This is a genomic window from Brenneria rubrifaciens, from assembly GCF_005484945.1.
Classification (GTDB): domain Bacteria; phylum Pseudomonadota; class Gammaproteobacteria; order Enterobacterales; family Enterobacteriaceae; genus Brenneria; species Brenneria rubrifaciens.
Genome location: NZ_CP034035.1, coordinates 680,663 through 696,700, shown reverse-complemented (window position 1 = coordinate 696,700; position 16,038 = coordinate 680,663). Strand labels below are relative to the sequence as shown.

Sequence of the window (16,038 nt, the reverse complement as noted above, 5' to 3'; positions counted from 1 at the left end):
CATCACATGCCCAGCGGATGGTCTCCGGTGGACATGCGATATAAATTAATTAATACAAAAATACATAATAAGACCAAATAAATATAAAGCTCATTACCAATGCTATTATGCAAAATAAAATATCGGTTATGCATAAAATAATTGATGCGCAATAAAAATGAAAAATTCCTCGCCCCTCAGACAGACAACGGGCAGGTATATTAAATCGACAGGTGTTTTACAGAGAGAGTCAAAGAAATAAATGTGACTAAGAGCACAACGGCATTCCAGTCCCTATGGTCAAATAAAACTTCAATAAGAATACTGCCTTTAAGTCAATATGTTGTCTGAAATGCAATATTTTCAGTCAATATTCCCGTTCAAATTTCAAGGTACAAGACACCTGCGATTTGAAAGCTGACGGGAATAAATGATTTCTTATGCCAGGTGCCGTTTCAGTACGGCTACCCTTTCAATGTGAAGGTGATGTTATGGATGGATTTTCTCGCCGTCGTTTTATTGCTTACATGGGAAGTGCGATTGTCGTCACCGGGAACGCCAGCCTGACGCGGGCACAGGAAGAACCCGCGAAAACCGCCGGGTCAAGCGCGGTTAAATATGGACTATTACACAACGAACAACGCTGCATCGGCTGTAATGCCTGCATCGGTGCCTGTAAAACAGCCAATAGCGTGCCCGATGGCGTTACCCGTCTGGAAATACTGAAAACCGTCGAGATCCCCGCGACGGGAAAATCACGCGCATTCAAGCAGTATTTTCGTAAATCCTGTCAGCACTGCGAAAATCCGCCGTGTGTCACGGTCTGTCCGACCGGAGCATCGTTCAAGGACGCATTAACCGGCATCGTCGATGTCAACGACAAATGTTGTGTCGGCTGCCGTTACTGTATTGCCGCCTGCCCTTATCATGTTCGCTTTATCAACCCGGTCAGCAAGACGGCGGACAAATGCAACTTTTGCCGGGAAACCAATCTGGCCGCCGGAAAACAGCCTGCCTGTGTGGAAATATGCCCGACCAAAGCGCTGGTGTTTGGCGATCTGAACGATCCCGACAGCGATATTTCAAAAATGATCAAAAGCAATTCAACCTACCGGTCAAAAGTCTACCTCGGCACCGAACCGCAACTTTATCGTATTCCGGGTAGACGGGGAGAAATCGATAATGCATAGCGCCTTTGAATTCGACACCCTCGTCTGGGATTGGCCCATCGCCGTTTATCTCTTACTGGTGGGCATTTCAGCAGGCATGGTATCGCTGTCGATGCTGATAAAGCATTACGTCCCCGCCGAGTACAACGGCGGCAACATCATGATTAAATCCACCGCCATCATTGCGCCGCTGGCGGTCATTATCGGTCTGGTCATTCTGATTTTTCACCTGACACGGCCGATGACGTTCTGGTATCTGATGGTGTTTTACAACCCGATGTCCATCATGTCCCTTGGGGTGATGCTCTTTCAGGTTTATTTTGTGGTCATCCTGCTATGGATCGTCAATCTTTACCGGACAGGTTTACTCCATCTGATCGAAACCAAACTGCACCGCACGGCGTTGACGTCACTGGCGCGAAAAATAACGGCCGTCATTGCCGGAAAATCCGGTTTGATTGAAAACGTGCTGCTGGTGCTTGCGATCCTGCTGGGTTGCTATACCGGTTTTCTGCTCTCGGCGCTGAAATCCTTCCCGCTGCTGAACAACCCGGTTCTCCCGGTACTGTTTTTGGTCTCCGGGACAACGTCGGGCATTGCCGTGATGATGCTTACCGCCGCCCTGAGCAGCCAGTCTTCTGCCGACACGGCGACCCTGCGCTTCATTCATCGAATAGAAAACCCGGTTATCTATGCGGAACTGTTTCTGCTGTTTGCCTTATTTACCGGTTTGTTACTGGGGGGCGGACAGAAAACCGTTGCCGCGCATGCGGCGCTCAGCGGGTTCTGGGGGGGCGTCTTTTGGATCGGTATCATCGGCGCGGGCATTGTGGTCCCGCTGATTGCCCGTGTTATGCGCAATAAAAATGAGTGTCCCGGCAAGGCCAATCTCACTGTGATGGCGGCGTTGAGTCTGGCGGGCGTATTTCTGTTACGCCTGTTCGTGCTGTATGCCGGACAAATGACGGTGGCCTAGCCGGTGAATACGTCATGGACCTTATTCTGGATCGCCTCCGTCACCTTTTTTATGCAATCTCTGGATACCACCATGCTGTATATCGCTATTCCGGCTATCGCGGATTCACTGCATCAACCGGTGCTGCGTATGGAAACCATCGTGATTGCCTATGTCATTACCGTGGTGGCGTTTACGCCGGTTAATGGCTGGCTGGCGGAGCGTTTGGGAGAAAGGAAGACCTATTCACTGGCGATAGCCGTCTTTATGCTGGGTTCACTGTTATGCATTACGGCGAATACCGTTATCAGCTTAAGCGCCGCCCGTTTTATTCAGGGGATCGGCGGAGCACTGATGCTGCCCATCATCAGAACCGTGATATTGAGAACGACGCCGCAGACCATGAAATTGATCTTTCTCAATCGGATCACCCTGCTGGGTTTACTGGGAACGGTGGTTGGGCCGGTATTAGGCAGTCTTCTGGTTAATCTTTTTTCATGGCGGGTTATTTTTATAGCCAATATTCCACTGTCGCTGATGTGTCTTTTTTTAGCGGGAAAATATATTCCCGACGAAAAAACGGCGATTGAACGCCGTACCGATCCTTACGGCTTGATCCTGCTGGTGCTCATGTTATTTCTGGCTGCCTTCATCCTGACCGCCATGCCGAAAAACATGATTCCAGCACCCGTCGCCCTGTTACTCTGTTTATCCGCCGTCGGTTTAGCCTTTCTTTATTTTAAACAGGACATCACGAAAAAAGAGTCGATATTTCCCGCCTCGCTGTTTGAAATAAAAACATTCTCCATCGGCATGTTTGGCGGCATGTTAACCCGGATTCTATTATCGTCTATACCGGTGCTGCTCTCATTAATGTTGCAAACGACGCTGGCCTGTCAGCCGGTTGAAACCAGTATGATTCTGCTGTTGTTCTCCGCGGGGGCGTTGCTGTCAAAAGCGCTATTTGAACCGATGGTCAAGCGTACGGGCTATCGGCGTCTGCTGATGCTGACGACCGGGTTTACCTCACTATGCATCCTTGCCCTGAGTGTCGCCGTGCAGGAAAAATCAATGATGCAAATCGGGCTGATTGCGGCCATTTTGGGAATATTGATTTCAACATTGCATTCGGCGGAAAGTACGCTGGCCTTCAGTAATCTGAATAATGCCACCTATAACAGCGGCAATAATATGTTGACCATCACGCAACTCATTGCCGTTATGGTCAGTATGGCGCTAACGTTTCCGGCATTACGATTTCTTTCTCAATTTGAAGTCACTTTCAAATTAAATTGCTTCAGCCTGTTGTTCTTATTGCTGGGTTTCAGCCTGCCAATCTGCTGCCTGCTATTTAACGCCCTGAATGACGACGATGGTCATCATTTTATTCATGGGAGATAAGAGCGACGATCATCCCGCTTTACGGAACGTCAAATTAAAACGGTGTTCTCCGGGTACAAAATCTGGCACGGTTCCGCTTTTCAGCGGTAATACCCCATGGAAACGCCGCCGTGACTCACCGCCCCACACAACCACATCGCTGTGCAACAGTGAACAGCGTTGGACTTGATCACCGCGCTTCATCCCGCCGAATAAAAATGTGGCCCCCAGCCCCAGTGAGAGAGAGACGATGGGTTGCCTGAAATCGCACTCGTTCTTATCCTGATGCAGCGACATCCGCGCGCCAACATCGTAACGATTGATCAGGCAGGCGTCAGGCGCAAAATTCGCGAAACCGGCGGCGCTGGCCGCACGTTTCGCCAGGTCAGAAAAAACGGCCGGCATCGCGGGCCACGGCTTCCCGCTAAGCGGATCACGCGGTGAATAGCGGTAGCCGGACTCATCGGTGATCCAGCCCAGCGGCCCGCAGTTGCTCATCGCCACCGACATCACATACCCGCCCGGCGTCGTCATATGGCGAAACGGCGCGCGTTCCACGATCTCTATGATTGCCGACATCAACGCCTCTGCCTGTGGATAGGCAAATCCACGCAGGATAACCGCCCCCGGCGCCAGCGTTTCCGTCAGTTGCTGCGGTGTTTCGTGTGCGAATAAATCAAGATTCATGACGTTCAGATCCCTCGTCCTCCGTCCTCAAACGCTTTCTATCCGGCGTCGCGGCGGCCTTGAGTAATGTTTCTCTGGTCAACAAGGCTTGCTTGCGCTCAACGCCCCAACGATAGCCCGATAATGTCCCATCCCGGCGCACCACCCGGTGACAGGGAACTGCCACCGCCAGACGGTTTGCCGCGCAAGCGCCCGCGACCGCCCGGACAGCGGCGGGCGCGCCAATTTGAGCCGCAATAGCCTGATAGCTGGTCGTCTCGCCTACAGGAATATCCCGTAGCGCCTGCCATACCCGTTGCTGAAAGGCCGTGCCACGGATATCCAGCGGTAATGTCAGCCCGATATCCGGCGCATCAACAAAACCAACGACCTGGGCCACGCGTTGCTCAAAGGACGCGTCGCCGCCCACCAGCCGCGCCTGGGCGAACATATCCTGCAATTCATTCACCAATTGCTGCGGTTCGTCCCCTAACAGAATAGCGCAGATCCCCCGCTCACTTTCAGCCACCAGAATGTCACCCAGGGAACAGATACCCACGGCAAAGTGGATCGTCATGCCTTTTCCTTGGTTCTGAAACGCCGTCGGCGTCATGCCCAGCCGCGCATTGGCTTGCGAATAAAAACGCCCGTTGGCGCCAAAACCGGCGGCCAATACCGCCTCCATAACCGAACCATTTTCCGTCAGTGGCCGACGCGCCTGCTGGCGGCGGTAAGCGGTGGCATACTGTTTCGGCGTTACGCCCGTTATCGATTTAAACAGACGGTGAAAATGAAAAGTACTGACCCCCACCATCTTTGCCAATACCCCCAGCGCAGGCGCATTCTCTGACTGTTCGATGATACGGCAGGCGTGGGCAATCTGCTCCGTCTGCTGAGCCTCCCGCGAAATCCGTCTCTGACGGCACCGCTTGCAGGGACGAAACCCGGCGGCCTCCGCCTCGTCGGGCGTGTCAAAGAACACCACGTTTTCGCGCCTCGGCTGGCGCGAGGCGCAAGAGGGAGAGCAGTACACCCCGGTCGTTTTGACCGCATAAACAAAGCAGCCATCCGCCTCTTTGTTCCGGGTGCGCAGCGCCAGCCAGCGAGGAGCCTCATACTGACAGGGTTGATCGGCAGGTTCCATATTTCACCTCACGCATAACAATTAGCAGAAAGACTCTCACCTTAAGATAAAGCGTTATCGCGAACACGCCCAATGCTTGCTTTTTAATTCGATGAGCAGGGATGACGCCGCATAAGGTATGGCAGATCGTCATACGATCGCCTATGCTCGGACTCCCAAAATGTTATTTTACTACCGGGCAGGTAAACGCATTTATGACATCCGTTCGTCAACAAGATTTTTACCATCAGGCCAGATCGCACCTCAGCGCAATTAACGATCGCTGGGCCGGCCTGATCGCGCAAGTTGGCGACTGCCGTCTGCAAACCGCTCCGCACAGAGAACCTTACGAAGCATTAATTCGCGCCGTAGCTTATCAACAACTCACCTCCAAAGCCGGTGACGCTATGGTCGCAAAACTCCTGCGCGCACATGCCGATACCTTTCCCAGCGCGGCGCAAATGGCCCTCTGTTCAACGGATACGCTGCGGCAATGCGGCTTTTCCGCCCGCAAAGCAGAAACCCTGCTTGCTATTGCCCAGGGCGCACTTAGCGGGTGGGTTCCCAGCCTGCAACAAGCAGCGGCAATGGACGATGAAACCCTCATCGAGCGACTCTGTTCGTTAAAAGGCATTGGCCGCTGGACGGTGGAAATGTTTCTGATTTATTCGCTTGAGCGCACTGACATCATGCCGCTCGACGATCTGGGTATCAGACAGGGACTGCGCTACATCTACAATCTACCGACGATGCCGACTCGTTCTCTCCTGCGCGAACTGAGTGAACCTTGTCGCCCTTATCGCACGGTTGCATCGTGGTATTTATGGCGGGCGCTTGAACTGCCGGACTTTCAGGCGTTCAAGCTGACAATCCGGCCTGCTTGATTACAATCGTTTTACTTTTCTCCATCAAGACCCTGAGAGGAAGATAATCGCGTTATTTATTGTCAATTATGTGATGTACCGAAGTAGCACTGCCGATTACAAAACCATACTATCTATAAGGACTATTGCTTTTGTTTTTGCGCCGCAATAATAAAGAACCACGCCCGAGAGCCCTCGCAGGATAGATGTTCGGCCCGATACAAAAGTCATTTAATAGAGAATTGATCTACACAAGATGCAAACCTACTAATAATACGTAAGCGAGTGAAAAAATGTCGAATAAACCCTTTTATTACCAAGAGCCTTTTCCGCTGGGCCAAGATGACGCCGTGTATCGTTTGCTGAGCAGTGACTTGGTTTCTGTCACACAATTTGAAGGGGAGGATGTTCTCAAAATTGAGCCGGAAGCCCTTACCCTCCTTGCTCAACAAGCTTTCCATGATGCCTCCTTCATGCTCAGACCCTCCCATCAACAGCAAGTCGCCGACATCCTCCACGACCCGGAAGCCAGCGAAAATGACAAATACGTCGCCCTGCAATTCCTGCGCAACTCTGAAATTTCCGCCAAAGGCATTCTGCCAACCTGTCAGGATACCGGCACGGCGATTATCGTCGGCAAGAAAGGCCAGAAAGTCTGGACCGGCGGCAATGACGCCGAAGCCCTATCCCGCGGCGTGTACAACACCTTTATTGAAGATAACCTGCGCTATTCACAAAATGTGGCGCTGGATATGTACAAAGAGGTGAACACCGGCACCAACCTGCCGGCGCAGATCGACCTCTACAGCACCGACGGCGACGACTATAAATTCCTGTTTGTCTGCAAAGGCGGCGGTTCCGCGAACAAAACCTATCTGTATCAGGAAACCAAAGCGTTATTGACGCCAGAAAAATTGAAAAGCTTCCTGATTGAGAAAATGCGCTCGCTGGGTACCGCGGCCTGCCCGCCGTATCATATTGCGTTTGTCATTGGCGGCACCTCCGCTGAAACCACGCTCAAAACCGTCAAACTGGCCTCCACCAAATACTATGATGCCCTGCCTACCGAAGGGAATGAGCACGGTCAGGCGTTCCGCGACGTCGCGTTGGAGCAGGAATTAATGGAGGCGGCTCGCGATCTGGGGCTGGGTGCGCAGTTTGGCGGCAAATACTTTGCTCACGACGTGCGAATTATCCGCCTGCCGCGTCATGGCGCCTCCTGCCCGGTAGGAATGGGCGTATCCTGCTCGGCCGACCGTAACATCAAGGGTAAAATCAACCGTAAAGGGATCTGGCTGGAGCAACTGGAACAGAATCCTGGCAAATACATCCCTGAACATTTGCGTGAAGCGGGCGAAGGCGACGCGGTCAAAATCGACTTGAATCGTCCGATGGCGGATATTTTGAAAACGCTGTCTCAATATCCGGTGTCGACTCGTCTTTCCCTGACCGGCACCATTATCGTGGGTCGTGACATTGCGCATGCCAAGCTGAAAGAGCGTTTGGATAACGGCGAAGGTTTGCCGCAGTACATCAAAGATCACCCGATCTACTATGCTGGCCCGGCCAAAACCCCGGCAGGCTATGCATCCGGCTCGTTAGGCCCGACAACCGCCGGTCGAATGGACTCTTATGTTGATTTGCTGCAAGCCAACGGCGGCAGCATGATCATGCTGGCAAAAGGTAATCGCAGCCAGCAGGTGACCGACGCGTGTAAAAAACACGGCGGTTTCTATCTCGGCAGCATTGGCGGCCCGGCCGCTATTCTGGCTCAGAACAGCATCAAGAGCCTGACCTGCATTGAATACCCGGAACTGGGTATGGAAGCCATCTGGAAAATCGAAGTGGAAGACTTCCCGGCCTTTATTCTGGTGGATGATAAAGGGAACGATTTTTTCCAGATCATCCAGAACGCCAAATGTACGCAATGTGCATAACAACCTACCCCGCCGCGCCGAGGCGGGGGATTGCACTCATCGGTTAGCATTATTAGCCGCCGCCATGTCGATCGATGACTAACCATCCCCTCTCTTTGACCTTTAAAACGGCTGGCCTGGGAAAAGGCGCACTGGGAATGACAAAGGGTCGAGAATCTCGACCCTATTTTACAGGCGTTCAGGCAAGGTCAATCAGCTTGCTTTACGCTCCGCCACTTGACGGTAAACCACCAGATCTTCGATGGTTAACACCGGCATATCGTGTTGTCTGGCAAACGCGATCACTTCCGGCGCACGGGCCATAGATCCATCGTCGTTGGTCAATTCGCACAGCACCCCGGCTGGCTTCAGCCCCGCCAATGTCGCCAAATCGACCGAGGCTTCAGTGTGCCCGCCACGCGTCAACACGCCGCCCGGCTGCGCACGCAGCGGGAAAACATGCCCCGGATGATTCAGATCGCTTGGTTTCGCATCGTCCGCAATGGCCGCGCGGATGGTGGTGATACGGTCTGCGGCGCAAACTCCGGTGGTGACCCCTTTTGCTGCTTCAATCGAGATGGTAAAAGCCGTCTGGTAAGGGCTGGAGTTATTCGCCACCATCATCGGCAATTCCAGTTGTTGGCGACGTTCTTCGGTCAGGCACAGACAAACAATGCCGCTACCGTGGCGAATTGTCAGCGCCATTTGTTCTACGGTCATGTTTTCAGCCGCAAAAACAAGGTCACCTTCGTTCTCACGATCTTCATCGTCCAGTACCAAAACACCGCGGCCTTGACGCAACGCGTCGAGTGCACGTTCCACACGCTCGATGGGGCTGCCAAATTCAGAAAGTAATGTCTGATTCATGGTAAAAAACCTCAATATTTTTATGGATTACCAGAATCAGGGCGAACTTTGAGGAGTAACCATTACCACTGGTTCATGGCAATAGTTAACAAAAATAACGCGAGCGGGCAAACGCCCGACAGGTATCGTTACTCTCTCCCATCCGGACTATCACCGTCGGCCCCGGAATTACACCGGATCTGCTGACCTCATGTTGAAAAACCCGATGGTTTCGCCGGTAAATCAAACAATGAGCGCTCGCGGGCTTACCCGTTCATATACGTTATATACGACTGGTTTACCGCCGGTGGGGAATTACACCCCGCCCTGAGAATAAGCGGAATAACTATAACGCTAATAAAGTAGCAGGGCAATTGATTAGCCACAGGAAATGTGACAGGGGAACAAGGGATCTCAACGGTGCGGGAAGATGTTTTAGTTTATCCAATACTCAACTAGCATTACACTTACCAATATGATCATTCGACATAACGTATCAGGAAAGCGCCATGATTGACCCGAAGAAGATTGAGCAGATTGCCCGACAAGTGCATGAGTCCATGCCCAAAGGTATCCGGGAATTGGGCGATGATGTGGAGAAAAAAATCCGTCAGGTACTACAAACCCAGTTCACCCGGCTTGATTTGGTTAACCGCGAAGAATTCGACATCCAAACCCAGGTGCTGCTGCGCACCCGTGAGAAAATCGCGCAGTTGGAGCAACGTCTGAGCGAACTGGAAGCCAGACTGCCCGCGACAGAACAACCGGCCGCCGCGCCGGACAGCGAATAACCGCCTTGTCTGCGGCATCTCCAGCAGGCCGTTGGTTAGCGCGGCGCAGGTATATACGGTAATTAATAGAATCCGATAAAAAAAGCCTCCACGGTTGGAGGCTTTCGTTAGCGATCACATTATGATCATCAGGCATTGGCTTTCAGCACATCCCGAATGCGGGCCTTGTACGATTCCACTTTCTGCGGCGTCATCATCCGGCGTTCATCATCCAACACCACGCCGCCGACATCATCCGCGATACGCTGTGCGGATTGCAGCATCAACTTGAAATTCTGGTTGGCATCGCCATAGGACGGCACCATCATGAAAATGGACACGCCCGGCGTAGAAAACTCAGACATCTCATCCGGGTCAAACGAGCCCGGTTTCACCATATTCGCCAGACTGAACAACACCGGCCCGGTACCGGCAGGATTCACATGGCGATGGAAGATATTCATTTCGCCAAACTGGAAGCCTGACTGCAATACGCTTTGCAGCAATAACTCACCGCCTATCACGCCACCATGATGCGCGGCAACGTGCAGAACCAGAACCGCTTCTTTCGGCGGCGCATGTTCAACGGAATCAGTTTCAACAGGCTCCTGAGCTGGCTTCGCTTCTTCATGCGGACGCGCTTCTTCAGCGGGGGGGGCCTTTGAAAAGGCAGAGGGCTCGTGCACCGGTTCCGTTTTCAACGGCGCGGGACGAGAAGCGGACTCCGTACTCACAGGAGCAGACGGCACATTGTCCGGCGTCATTTCACCCAGCAACGGATCGTATGAAGACGGTGGCTTAACAGGCCGCTCCTTAAACGAAGGCTGAGATTCAGAACTCGCGTTTTCTTTCACGTCATAAGGCCCAAGCGAAGGCTCATCTTGCGGACGCGCGCTTCTGACACGCACCTCACCAACGCCTTCGTCCAACTCTTCAAGCGGGGTTTCATCACGCTCTCTTTTCAAACGCTTAACCGGGCGATCACGAAAAAGGGACGAACGCTCTTTGCGGCCGGTCCACAAGCCGTGCAGCAACAGCGCAATTATAGCGATCGCGCCAACGACGATTAATATCAGACGCAAGTCCTGCATCATTGCTATCCCAATGGTTTCAATACATTGCCACCACGGCAAATACTTATATATCACTAACTCTATTTGCCTGCGTACACAAGTGCAAGTCTGCACGGTATTTTATGACAATAAAGATAGATACAACGCATTTTTTTGCTGTTTTTTCATTCAAATGCAGACTGGTCAGTCTAAAATCATCCCGATATGATGCAACACACCACCAAACAATCAGGAACAATCACGATATGCCTTACTCAAAGCCCAGGAATAAATCGCATAGCGGAATACACTATTTTGTTGAGGGATGGCGTCTGATTTCGCTACCGGGTATCCGGCGTTTCATCATCCTGCCGTTGCTGGTCAATATTACGCTGATGGGCGGCGCATTCTGGTGGTTGTTCACCCGTCTCAATAACTGGATACCACAGTTGATGTCTCACGTCCCGAATTGGCTTCAATGGCTCAGCTATCTCATTTGGCCGCTTGCCGTGGTGTCGATCCTGCTGGTTTTCGGCTATCTGTTCAGCACTATCGCCAACTTTATCGCCGCGCCGTTTAACGGCCTGTTGGCGGAGCAACTGGAAGCCCGTTTGACCGGACAAACGTTGCCGGACAGCGGTATTTTCGGCATCGCTAAAGATGTACCGCGCATCATGAAACGCGAAGTCCAGAAACTGGCCTATTATTTACCTCGCGCCTGCGTGCTGATCTTGCTGTATTTTATTCCCGGCATCGGACAAACGATCGCACCGGTGCTTTGGTTCCTGTTCAGCGCCTGGATGCTGGCCATCCAATATTGCGATTACCCTTTTGATAACCATAAGGTCAGTTTCCCCACCATGCGCCAGGCATTGCGGCAGCATAAAGCCACCAATATGCAGTTTGGGGCTTTAATCAGCCTGTTTACCCTGATTCCTTTCCTCAATCTGGTGATTATGCCGATCGCCGTATGCGGCGCCACAGCTCTGTGGGTAGAGCGTTATAGGAACCTGTCCGCGACCCTACCCAAATAAATAGTGAGCGCGGGTTCACGGGAATGCATTCTGTCTATTGTAATGAAAAGATATTTCTTAAGAACATAACGATATAGCAATTCTTTACTTCACTGCCGGATGTGAACGAGTATTCTCTCTATGTTCGCAAAAATTTCATACAGTTATAAGGACAGGCTATGAGCAAGATCTACGAAGACAATTCTTTTACAATCGGCCATACGCCGCTGGTTCGCTTGAATCGCATCGGCAGCGGACGCATTCTGGTTAAAATTGAGTCTCGCAACCCCAGTTTTAGTGTTAAATGCCGTATCGGTTCCAATTTGATTTGGGATGCGGAAAAACGCGGCCTGCTAAAACCAGGCGTTGAACTGGTTGAGCCTACCAGCGGCAACACGGGTATCGCACTGGCGTATGTCGCCGCCGCCCGCGGCTATAAACTCACGCTGACCATGCCGGAAACTATGAGTATCGAACGCCGTAAGCTGCTGAAGGCGCTGGGCGCGAAACTGGTCCTGACCGAAGGTGCCAAAGGCATGAAAGGGGCGATTGCCAAAGCAGAAGAAATTGTCGCCGGCGATCCCGAACGTTTCCTGCTGCTCCAGCAGTTCAGCAATCCGGCCAACCCGGAAATTCACGAAAAAACCACCGGCCCGGAAATCTGGGAAGATACCGACGGCGCCGTTGACGTATTCATTGCCGGCGTAGGGACAGGCGGTACGCTGACTGGCGTCAGCCGTTACATCAAAAACACCCAAGGCAAAGCGATCACCAGCGTAGCGGTGGAACCGGCCGACTCTCCGGTCATCACTCAGGCACTGGCGGGTGAAGAACTGAAACCAGGCCCGCACAAAATTCAGGGGATCGGGGCCGGGTTCATTCCAGATAACCTGGATCTCAAACTGATCGACCGCGTTGAAAGGATTACCAACGAAGATGCCATTAGCACGGCGCGTCTTCTGATGGAAGAGGAAGGCATTCTGGCGGGCATTTCTTCTGGCGCCGCGGTAGCGGCCGCGCTTAATCTTCTTAAGGAAAGAGAATTCGAAGATAAAACCATCGTGGTGGTTCTGCCGTCGTCTGGCGAACGCTACCTGAGTACCGCGCTCTTCGCCGATCTCTTTACTGAACAGGAATTGCAGCAATAACCGCACTGTCATTATCGGATTAAAAAGTCGCCGCCTTGTCGAAAAAGCGCCTGTTAAGGTGCTTTTTTTGTGGCTTACGTCAAACTTTCCACCACATAAACATTGCATTTCCGGAGTAGGTTTAGTATTTAACCGAACAATTATTTTGATGCGTGAAATTAATATTCACCAAATATCACGGTCCCTCTTGCTCGTTTAGTTGAAACTGGCACAAGGTGGATCAATCATCGTTTTTCGTACCGGATTGGAACAATGATGCGAGAACATCGTGATAATTGATGGTATTTTATTCGGGAAACACGGTTCACCGTTTCTTTGCCGCATCCCGGCCCGGCCCTGTAATATGAACGCCAGGTGCTAACCGAACAGGTTGAAGTTCAGTGAATAAACTAAACTTTAGCTCCACAACATTAATTTAATCCATAAGTTGGGGAAAACAGAATGTTCCAGCAAGAAGTGACTATTACCGCTCCGAATGGCCTGCACACTCGTCCCGCCGCCCAGTTTGTCAAAGAAGCCAAAGGCTTTACTTCAGAAATCACTGTTACGTCCAACGGGAAAAGCGCCAGCGCCAAGAGCCTCTTCAAATTGCAAACCCTCGGATTGACTCAGGGAACCGTCGTCAGTATCGCCGCAGACGGCGAAGACGAACAAAAAGCCGTGGAACATCTGGTTAAGCTGATGGCAGAGCTTGAGTAACAGACAAGCCTTTTGAGTGAGCATCAGAATCGAGTAAGGTAGGGTTATGATTTCAGGCATATTAGTATCACCGGGTATTGCTTTTGGTAAGGCTCTGTTACTGAAAGAAGATGAAATAGTCATCAACCGGAAAAAAATTTCTGCAGATCAGGTAGAACAGGAAATTGAACGTTTTCTGACTGGCCGGGCCAAGGCCTCCAAACAGTTGGAAGCCATCAAGACCAAGGCTGGAGAAACGCTGGGCGCAGAAAAAGAAGCCATCTTCGAAGGCCACATCATGTTGCTTGAAGATGAAGAATTCGAGCAGGAAATCATAGCTCTGATTAAAGATGAACACGCTTCCGCTGATGCTGCCGCATTTTCAGTCATCGAAAATCAGGCTAAAGCACTAGAAGAACTTGATGATGAATATCTGAAAGAACGTGCGGCAGACATGCGCGATATCGGTAAACGTCTGCTGAAAAACATTCTGGATATGGCGATTGTCGATTTGGGCGATATTCAGGACGAAGTCATCCTGGTCGCGACCGACCTGACGCCGTCTGAAACCGCGCAGTTGAATCTGGACAAGGTTCTGGGCTTTATCACCGATCTTGGTGGTCGGACTTCCCATACCTCCATCATGGCCCGTTCGCTGGAATTGCCCGCAATCGTCGGCACAACCGACTGCACCAAACAGATCAAGAGCGGTGATTATCTGATTCTGGACGCGGTTAACAACAAAATTTATCAGAACCCGCCTCCTGAAATCATTGACGAACTCAAGGCCGTTCAGAAGCAATACAATTCTGAAAAACATGAACTCGCCAAACTGAAAGATTTACCCGCGGTCACACTGGACGGCCATCAGGTCGAGGTGTGCGCCAACATCGGTACAGTACGTGATGTTGCCGGCGCGGAACGTAATGGCGCTGAAGGTGTGGGCCTGTACCGAACCGAATTCCTGTTTATGGATCGCGACGCCCTGCCTACCGAAGAAGAGCAGTTCCAGGCTTACAAAGCCGTGGCAGAAGCCGTTGGCGCTCAGGCCGTCATCGTCCGTACCATGGATATCGGCGGCGACAAAGACCTGCCTTACCTGAATCTGCCGAAAGAGGAGAACCCGTTCCTTGGCTGGCGTGCAATCCGTATCTGTATGGATCGCAAAGATATTTTACATGCGCAGTTGCGCGCCATCCTGCGCGCGTCCAGCTTTGGCAAGCTGAGAATCATGTTCCCGATGATCATTTCCGTAGAAGAATTTCGTGAGCTGAAAGCCGAGCTGGAAATGCTGAAGGCGCAACTCAGAGAAGAAGACAAAACCTTCGATGAGTCTATCGAAGTCGGTGTAATGGTTGAAACGCCCGCGGCGGCGGCCATTGCCCATCACCTGGCGAAAGAAGTCGACTTCTTTAGTATTGGGACAAATGACTTAACCCAGTATACTCTGGCCGTTGATCGCGGTAATGAGCTGATTTCTCATCTCTATAACCCGATGTCCCCGGCAGTCCTGACCCTGATCAAACAGGTCATAGACGCATCCCATGTCGAAGGTAAATGGACAGGAATGTGTGGTGAGCTCGCTGGAGACGAACGTGCTACACTACTTTTATTGGGAATGGGTCTGGACGAATTCAGCATGAGTGCAATCTCTATCCCGAGCATCAAGAAAATTATCCGTAATGCAAATTACGAAGATGCAAAGGCGCTGGCGGAACAGGCTCTGGCCCAACCGACCGCCGAGGAATTGAGTAACCTGGTGAGCCGATTTATTGAAGAAAAAACGCTCTGCTGATTCAGCGCTACCCGATAAGTTTCAGGATGCAGCCAGGTGGCAAGCGAACAAATCCCCGGAAGTTTGATATCCCTTCCGGGAAAGTAAGGGAAGCCAACGTCGCGGCGACTTGAAAATAACGGGTGGATGCTGGCCCAATATTAATGCTTAGGAGAAAATCATGGGTTTGTTCGATAAATTGAAATCTCTGGTTTCTGATGACAAAAAAGACACAGGCAGCATCGAAATCATTGCTCCATTGTCCGGTGAAATCGTCAATATTGAAGATGTTCCTGATGTTGTATTTGCTGAAAAAATCGTGGGTGACGGTATCGCGATTAAGCCAACCGGTAACAAGATTGTTGCGCCAGTCGATGGCACCATCGGCAAGATTTTTGAAACCAACCATGCTTTTTCCATCGAATCAGACAACGGCATTGAATTATTTGTTCATTTTGGTATTGATACCGTTGAACTGAAAGGCGAAGGTTTCAAACGCATTGCCGAGGAAGGCCAGCGGGTTAAGAAAGGCGATCTGGTTATTGAGTTCGATCTGGCAGTGCTGGAAGAAAAAGCCAAGTCTACGTTGACGCCTGTCGTGATCTCTAATATGGATGAAATCAAAGAATTGACTAAGCTGAGCGGCACCGTTGTCGTAGGCGAAACCCCGGTTATCCGTATCAAGAAATAAATCACACACTGTTAT

15 protein-coding genes and 1 riboswitch are annotated in these 16,038 nt (G+C 51.4%); of the genes, 11 read left to right on the top strand and 4 right to left on the bottom strand.

What is annotated here, in order from left to right; genetic code table 11:
* Window positions 1–470: 470 nt before the first annotated feature.
* Genes EH207_RS03285 through EH207_RS03275 form a run of 3 tightly spaced genes read left to right on the top strand, consistent with a single transcriptional unit; the run spans window position 471 to window position 3,504 of the window.
* Window positions 471–1,169: a 4Fe-4S dicluster domain-containing protein gene (locus EH207_RS03285; protein ID WP_137712720.1), complete on the top strand. Its 699-nt coding sequence runs from the start codon at window positions 471–473 to the stop codon at window positions 1,167–1,169.
* Window positions 1,162–2,124 carry a cytochrome c nitrite reductase subunit NrfD gene (gene nrfD, locus EH207_RS03280; protein ID WP_137712719.1) on the top strand — a complete coding sequence of 321 codons (963 nt, stop codon included), beginning with the start codon at window positions 1,162–1,164 and terminating at the stop codon, window positions 2,122–2,124. Before EH207_RS03285 ends, nrfD begins: the two co-directional genes overlap by 8 nt.
* Window positions 2,125–2,127: 3 nt before the next feature.
* Window positions 2,128–3,504 (top strand): MFS transporter, encoded by a 1,377-nt coding sequence (locus tag EH207_RS03275; protein ID WP_137712718.1) that lies wholly within the window; start codon window positions 2,128–2,130, stop codon window positions 3,502–3,504.
* Window positions 3,505–3,513: 9 nt separating this feature from the next.
* On the opposite strand, the gene alkB is transcribed toward EH207_RS03275, so the two are convergent.
* Together alkB and ada are read right to left on the bottom strand one after the other, a co-directional pair.
* Window positions 3,514–4,170, bottom strand: coding sequence for a DNA oxidative demethylase AlkB (alkB, locus tag EH207_RS03270; protein WP_137712717.1), 657 nt, complete (start codon window positions 4,168–4,170; stop codon window positions 3,514–3,516).
* A complete protein-coding gene (gene ada, locus EH207_RS03265; protein WP_137712716.1) occupies window positions 4,160–5,293 on the bottom strand; it encodes a bifunctional DNA-binding transcriptional regulator/O6-methylguanine-DNA methyltransferase Ada in 1,134 nt (377 codons plus the stop codon). Before ada ends, alkB begins: the two co-directional genes overlap by 11 nt.
* A 194-nt stretch (window positions 5,294–5,487) precedes the next feature.
* On the opposite strand from ada, the gene EH207_RS03260 reads away from it, so the two are divergent.
* The gene (locus tag EH207_RS03260; RefSeq protein ID WP_137712715.1) at window positions 5,488–6,156 is read left to right on the top strand and encodes a DNA-3-methyladenine glycosylase family protein; all 669 of its coding nucleotides are present in this window, start codon (window positions 5,488–5,490) and stop codon (window positions 6,154–6,156) included.
* A 272-nt stretch (window positions 6,157–6,428) separates the two neighbouring features.
* Window positions 6,429–8,072 carry a class I fumarate hydratase FumA gene (gene fumA / locus EH207_RS03255; RefSeq protein WP_137712714.1) on the top strand — a complete coding sequence of 548 codons (1,644 nt, stop codon included), beginning with the start codon at window positions 6,429–6,431 and terminating at the stop codon, window positions 8,070–8,072.
* 192 nt (window positions 8,073–8,264) lie between these two features.
* Here fumA and ribB read toward each other — a convergent pair whose 3' ends face one another.
* Window positions 8,265–8,918, bottom strand: a complete 654-nt coding sequence (gene ribB / locus EH207_RS03250) for a 3,4-dihydroxy-2-butanone-4-phosphate synthase (protein WP_137712713.1) — start codon at window positions 8,916–8,918, stop codon at window positions 8,265–8,267.
* Window positions 8,919–9,044: 126 nt separating this feature from the next.
* A riboswitch (FMN riboswitch) is annotated at window positions 9,045–9,236 on the bottom strand.
* A gap of 170 nt (window positions 9,237–9,406) precedes the next feature.
* Between ribB and ubiK the strand changes: the two genes are divergently transcribed.
* Window positions 9,407–9,688: a ubiquinone biosynthesis accessory factor UbiK gene (gene ubiK, locus EH207_RS03245; protein WP_137712712.1), complete on the top strand. Its 282-nt coding sequence runs from the start codon at window positions 9,407–9,409 to the stop codon at window positions 9,686–9,688.
* Between the two features lie 128 nt (window positions 9,689–9,816).
* Here ubiK and zipA read toward each other — a convergent pair whose 3' ends face one another.
* Window positions 9,817–10,761: a cell division protein ZipA gene (zipA, locus tag EH207_RS03240; protein ID WP_175413719.1), complete on the bottom strand. Its 945-nt coding sequence runs from the start codon at window positions 10,759–10,761 to the stop codon at window positions 9,817–9,819.
* Between the two features lie 224 nt (window positions 10,762–10,985).
* Between zipA and cysZ the strand changes: the two genes are divergently transcribed.
* The 5 genes from cysZ to crr all read left to right on the top strand — a co-directional run bounded on the left by cysZ (window position 10,986) and on the right by crr (window position 16,023).
* Complete coding sequence (gene cysZ, locus EH207_RS03235; RefSeq protein ID WP_137712711.1) at window positions 10,986–11,753, top strand: sulfate transporter CysZ; 768 nt, start codon at window positions 10,986–10,988, stop codon at window positions 11,751–11,753.
* Between the two features lie 158 nt (window positions 11,754–11,911).
* Window positions 11,912–12,880, top strand: coding sequence for a cysteine synthase A (gene cysK, locus EH207_RS03230; RefSeq protein WP_137712710.1), 969 nt, complete (start codon window positions 11,912–11,914; stop codon window positions 12,878–12,880).
* 441 nt (window positions 12,881–13,321) lie between these two features.
* Window positions 13,322–13,579: a phosphocarrier protein Hpr gene (gene ptsH, locus EH207_RS03225; RefSeq protein ID WP_137712709.1), complete on the top strand. Its 258-nt coding sequence runs from the start codon at window positions 13,322–13,324 to the stop codon at window positions 13,577–13,579.
* A 46-nt stretch (window positions 13,580–13,625) separates the two neighbouring features.
* On the top strand, window positions 13,626–15,353 hold the full coding sequence (ptsI, locus tag EH207_RS03220) for a phosphoenolpyruvate-protein phosphotransferase PtsI (protein ID WP_137712708.1): 1,728 nt from the start codon (window positions 13,626–13,628) through the stop codon (window positions 15,351–15,353).
* Between the two features lie 160 nt (window positions 15,354–15,513).
* Complete coding sequence (crr, locus tag EH207_RS03215) at window positions 15,514–16,023, top strand: PTS glucose transporter subunit IIA (RefSeq protein WP_137712707.1); 510 nt, start codon at window positions 15,514–15,516, stop codon at window positions 16,021–16,023.
* The last annotated feature ends 15 nt before the right edge of the window (window positions 16,024–16,038 follow it).

Bases quoted from the DNA above. Each gene is read 5' to 3' on its own strand.
- nrfD (WP_137712719.1), top strand. From the start codon at position 1,162: ATGCATAGCGCCTTTGAATTCGACACCCTCGTCTGGGATTGGCCCATC.
- EH207_RS03260 (WP_137712715.1), top strand. From the start codon at position 5,488: ATGACATCCGTTCGTCAACAAGATTTTTACCATCAGGCCAGATCGCAC.
- ubiK (WP_137712712.1), top strand. From the start codon at position 9,407: ATGATTGACCCGAAGAAGATTGAGCAGATTGCCCGACAAGTGCATGAG.
- cysZ (WP_137712711.1), top strand. From the start codon at position 10,986: ATGCCTTACTCAAAGCCCAGGAATAAATCGCATAGCGGAATACACTAT.
- ada (WP_137712716.1), bottom strand. From the start codon at position 5,293: ATGGAACCTGCCGATCAACCCTGTCAGTATGAGGCTCCTCGCTGGCTG.
- ptsH (WP_137712709.1), top strand. From the start codon at position 13,322: ATGTTCCAGCAAGAAGTGACTATTACCGCTCCGAATGGCCTGCACACT.
- cysK (WP_137712710.1), top strand. From the start codon at position 11,912: ATGAGCAAGATCTACGAAGACAATTCTTTTACAATCGGCCATACGCCG.
- fumA (WP_137712714.1), top strand. From the start codon at position 6,429: ATGTCGAATAAACCCTTTTATTACCAAGAGCCTTTTCCGCTGGGCCAA.
- crr (WP_137712707.1), top strand. From the start codon at position 15,514: ATGGGTTTGTTCGATAAATTGAAATCTCTGGTTTCTGATGACAAAAAA.
- ptsI (WP_137712708.1), top strand. From the start codon at position 13,626: ATGATTTCAGGCATATTAGTATCACCGGGTATTGCTTTTGGTAAGGCT.
- EH207_RS03285 (WP_137712720.1), top strand. From the start codon at position 471: ATGGATGGATTTTCTCGCCGTCGTTTTATTGCTTACATGGGAAGTGCG.
- ribB (WP_137712713.1), bottom strand. From the start codon at position 8,918: ATGAATCAGACATTACTTTCTGAATTTGGCAGCCCCATCGAGCGTGTG.
- zipA (WP_175413719.1), bottom strand. From the start codon at position 10,761: ATGATGCAGGACTTGCGTCTGATATTAATCGTCGTTGGCGCGATCGCT.
- alkB (WP_137712717.1), bottom strand. From the start codon at position 4,170: ATGAATCTTGATTTATTCGCACACGAAACACCGCAGCAACTGACGGAA.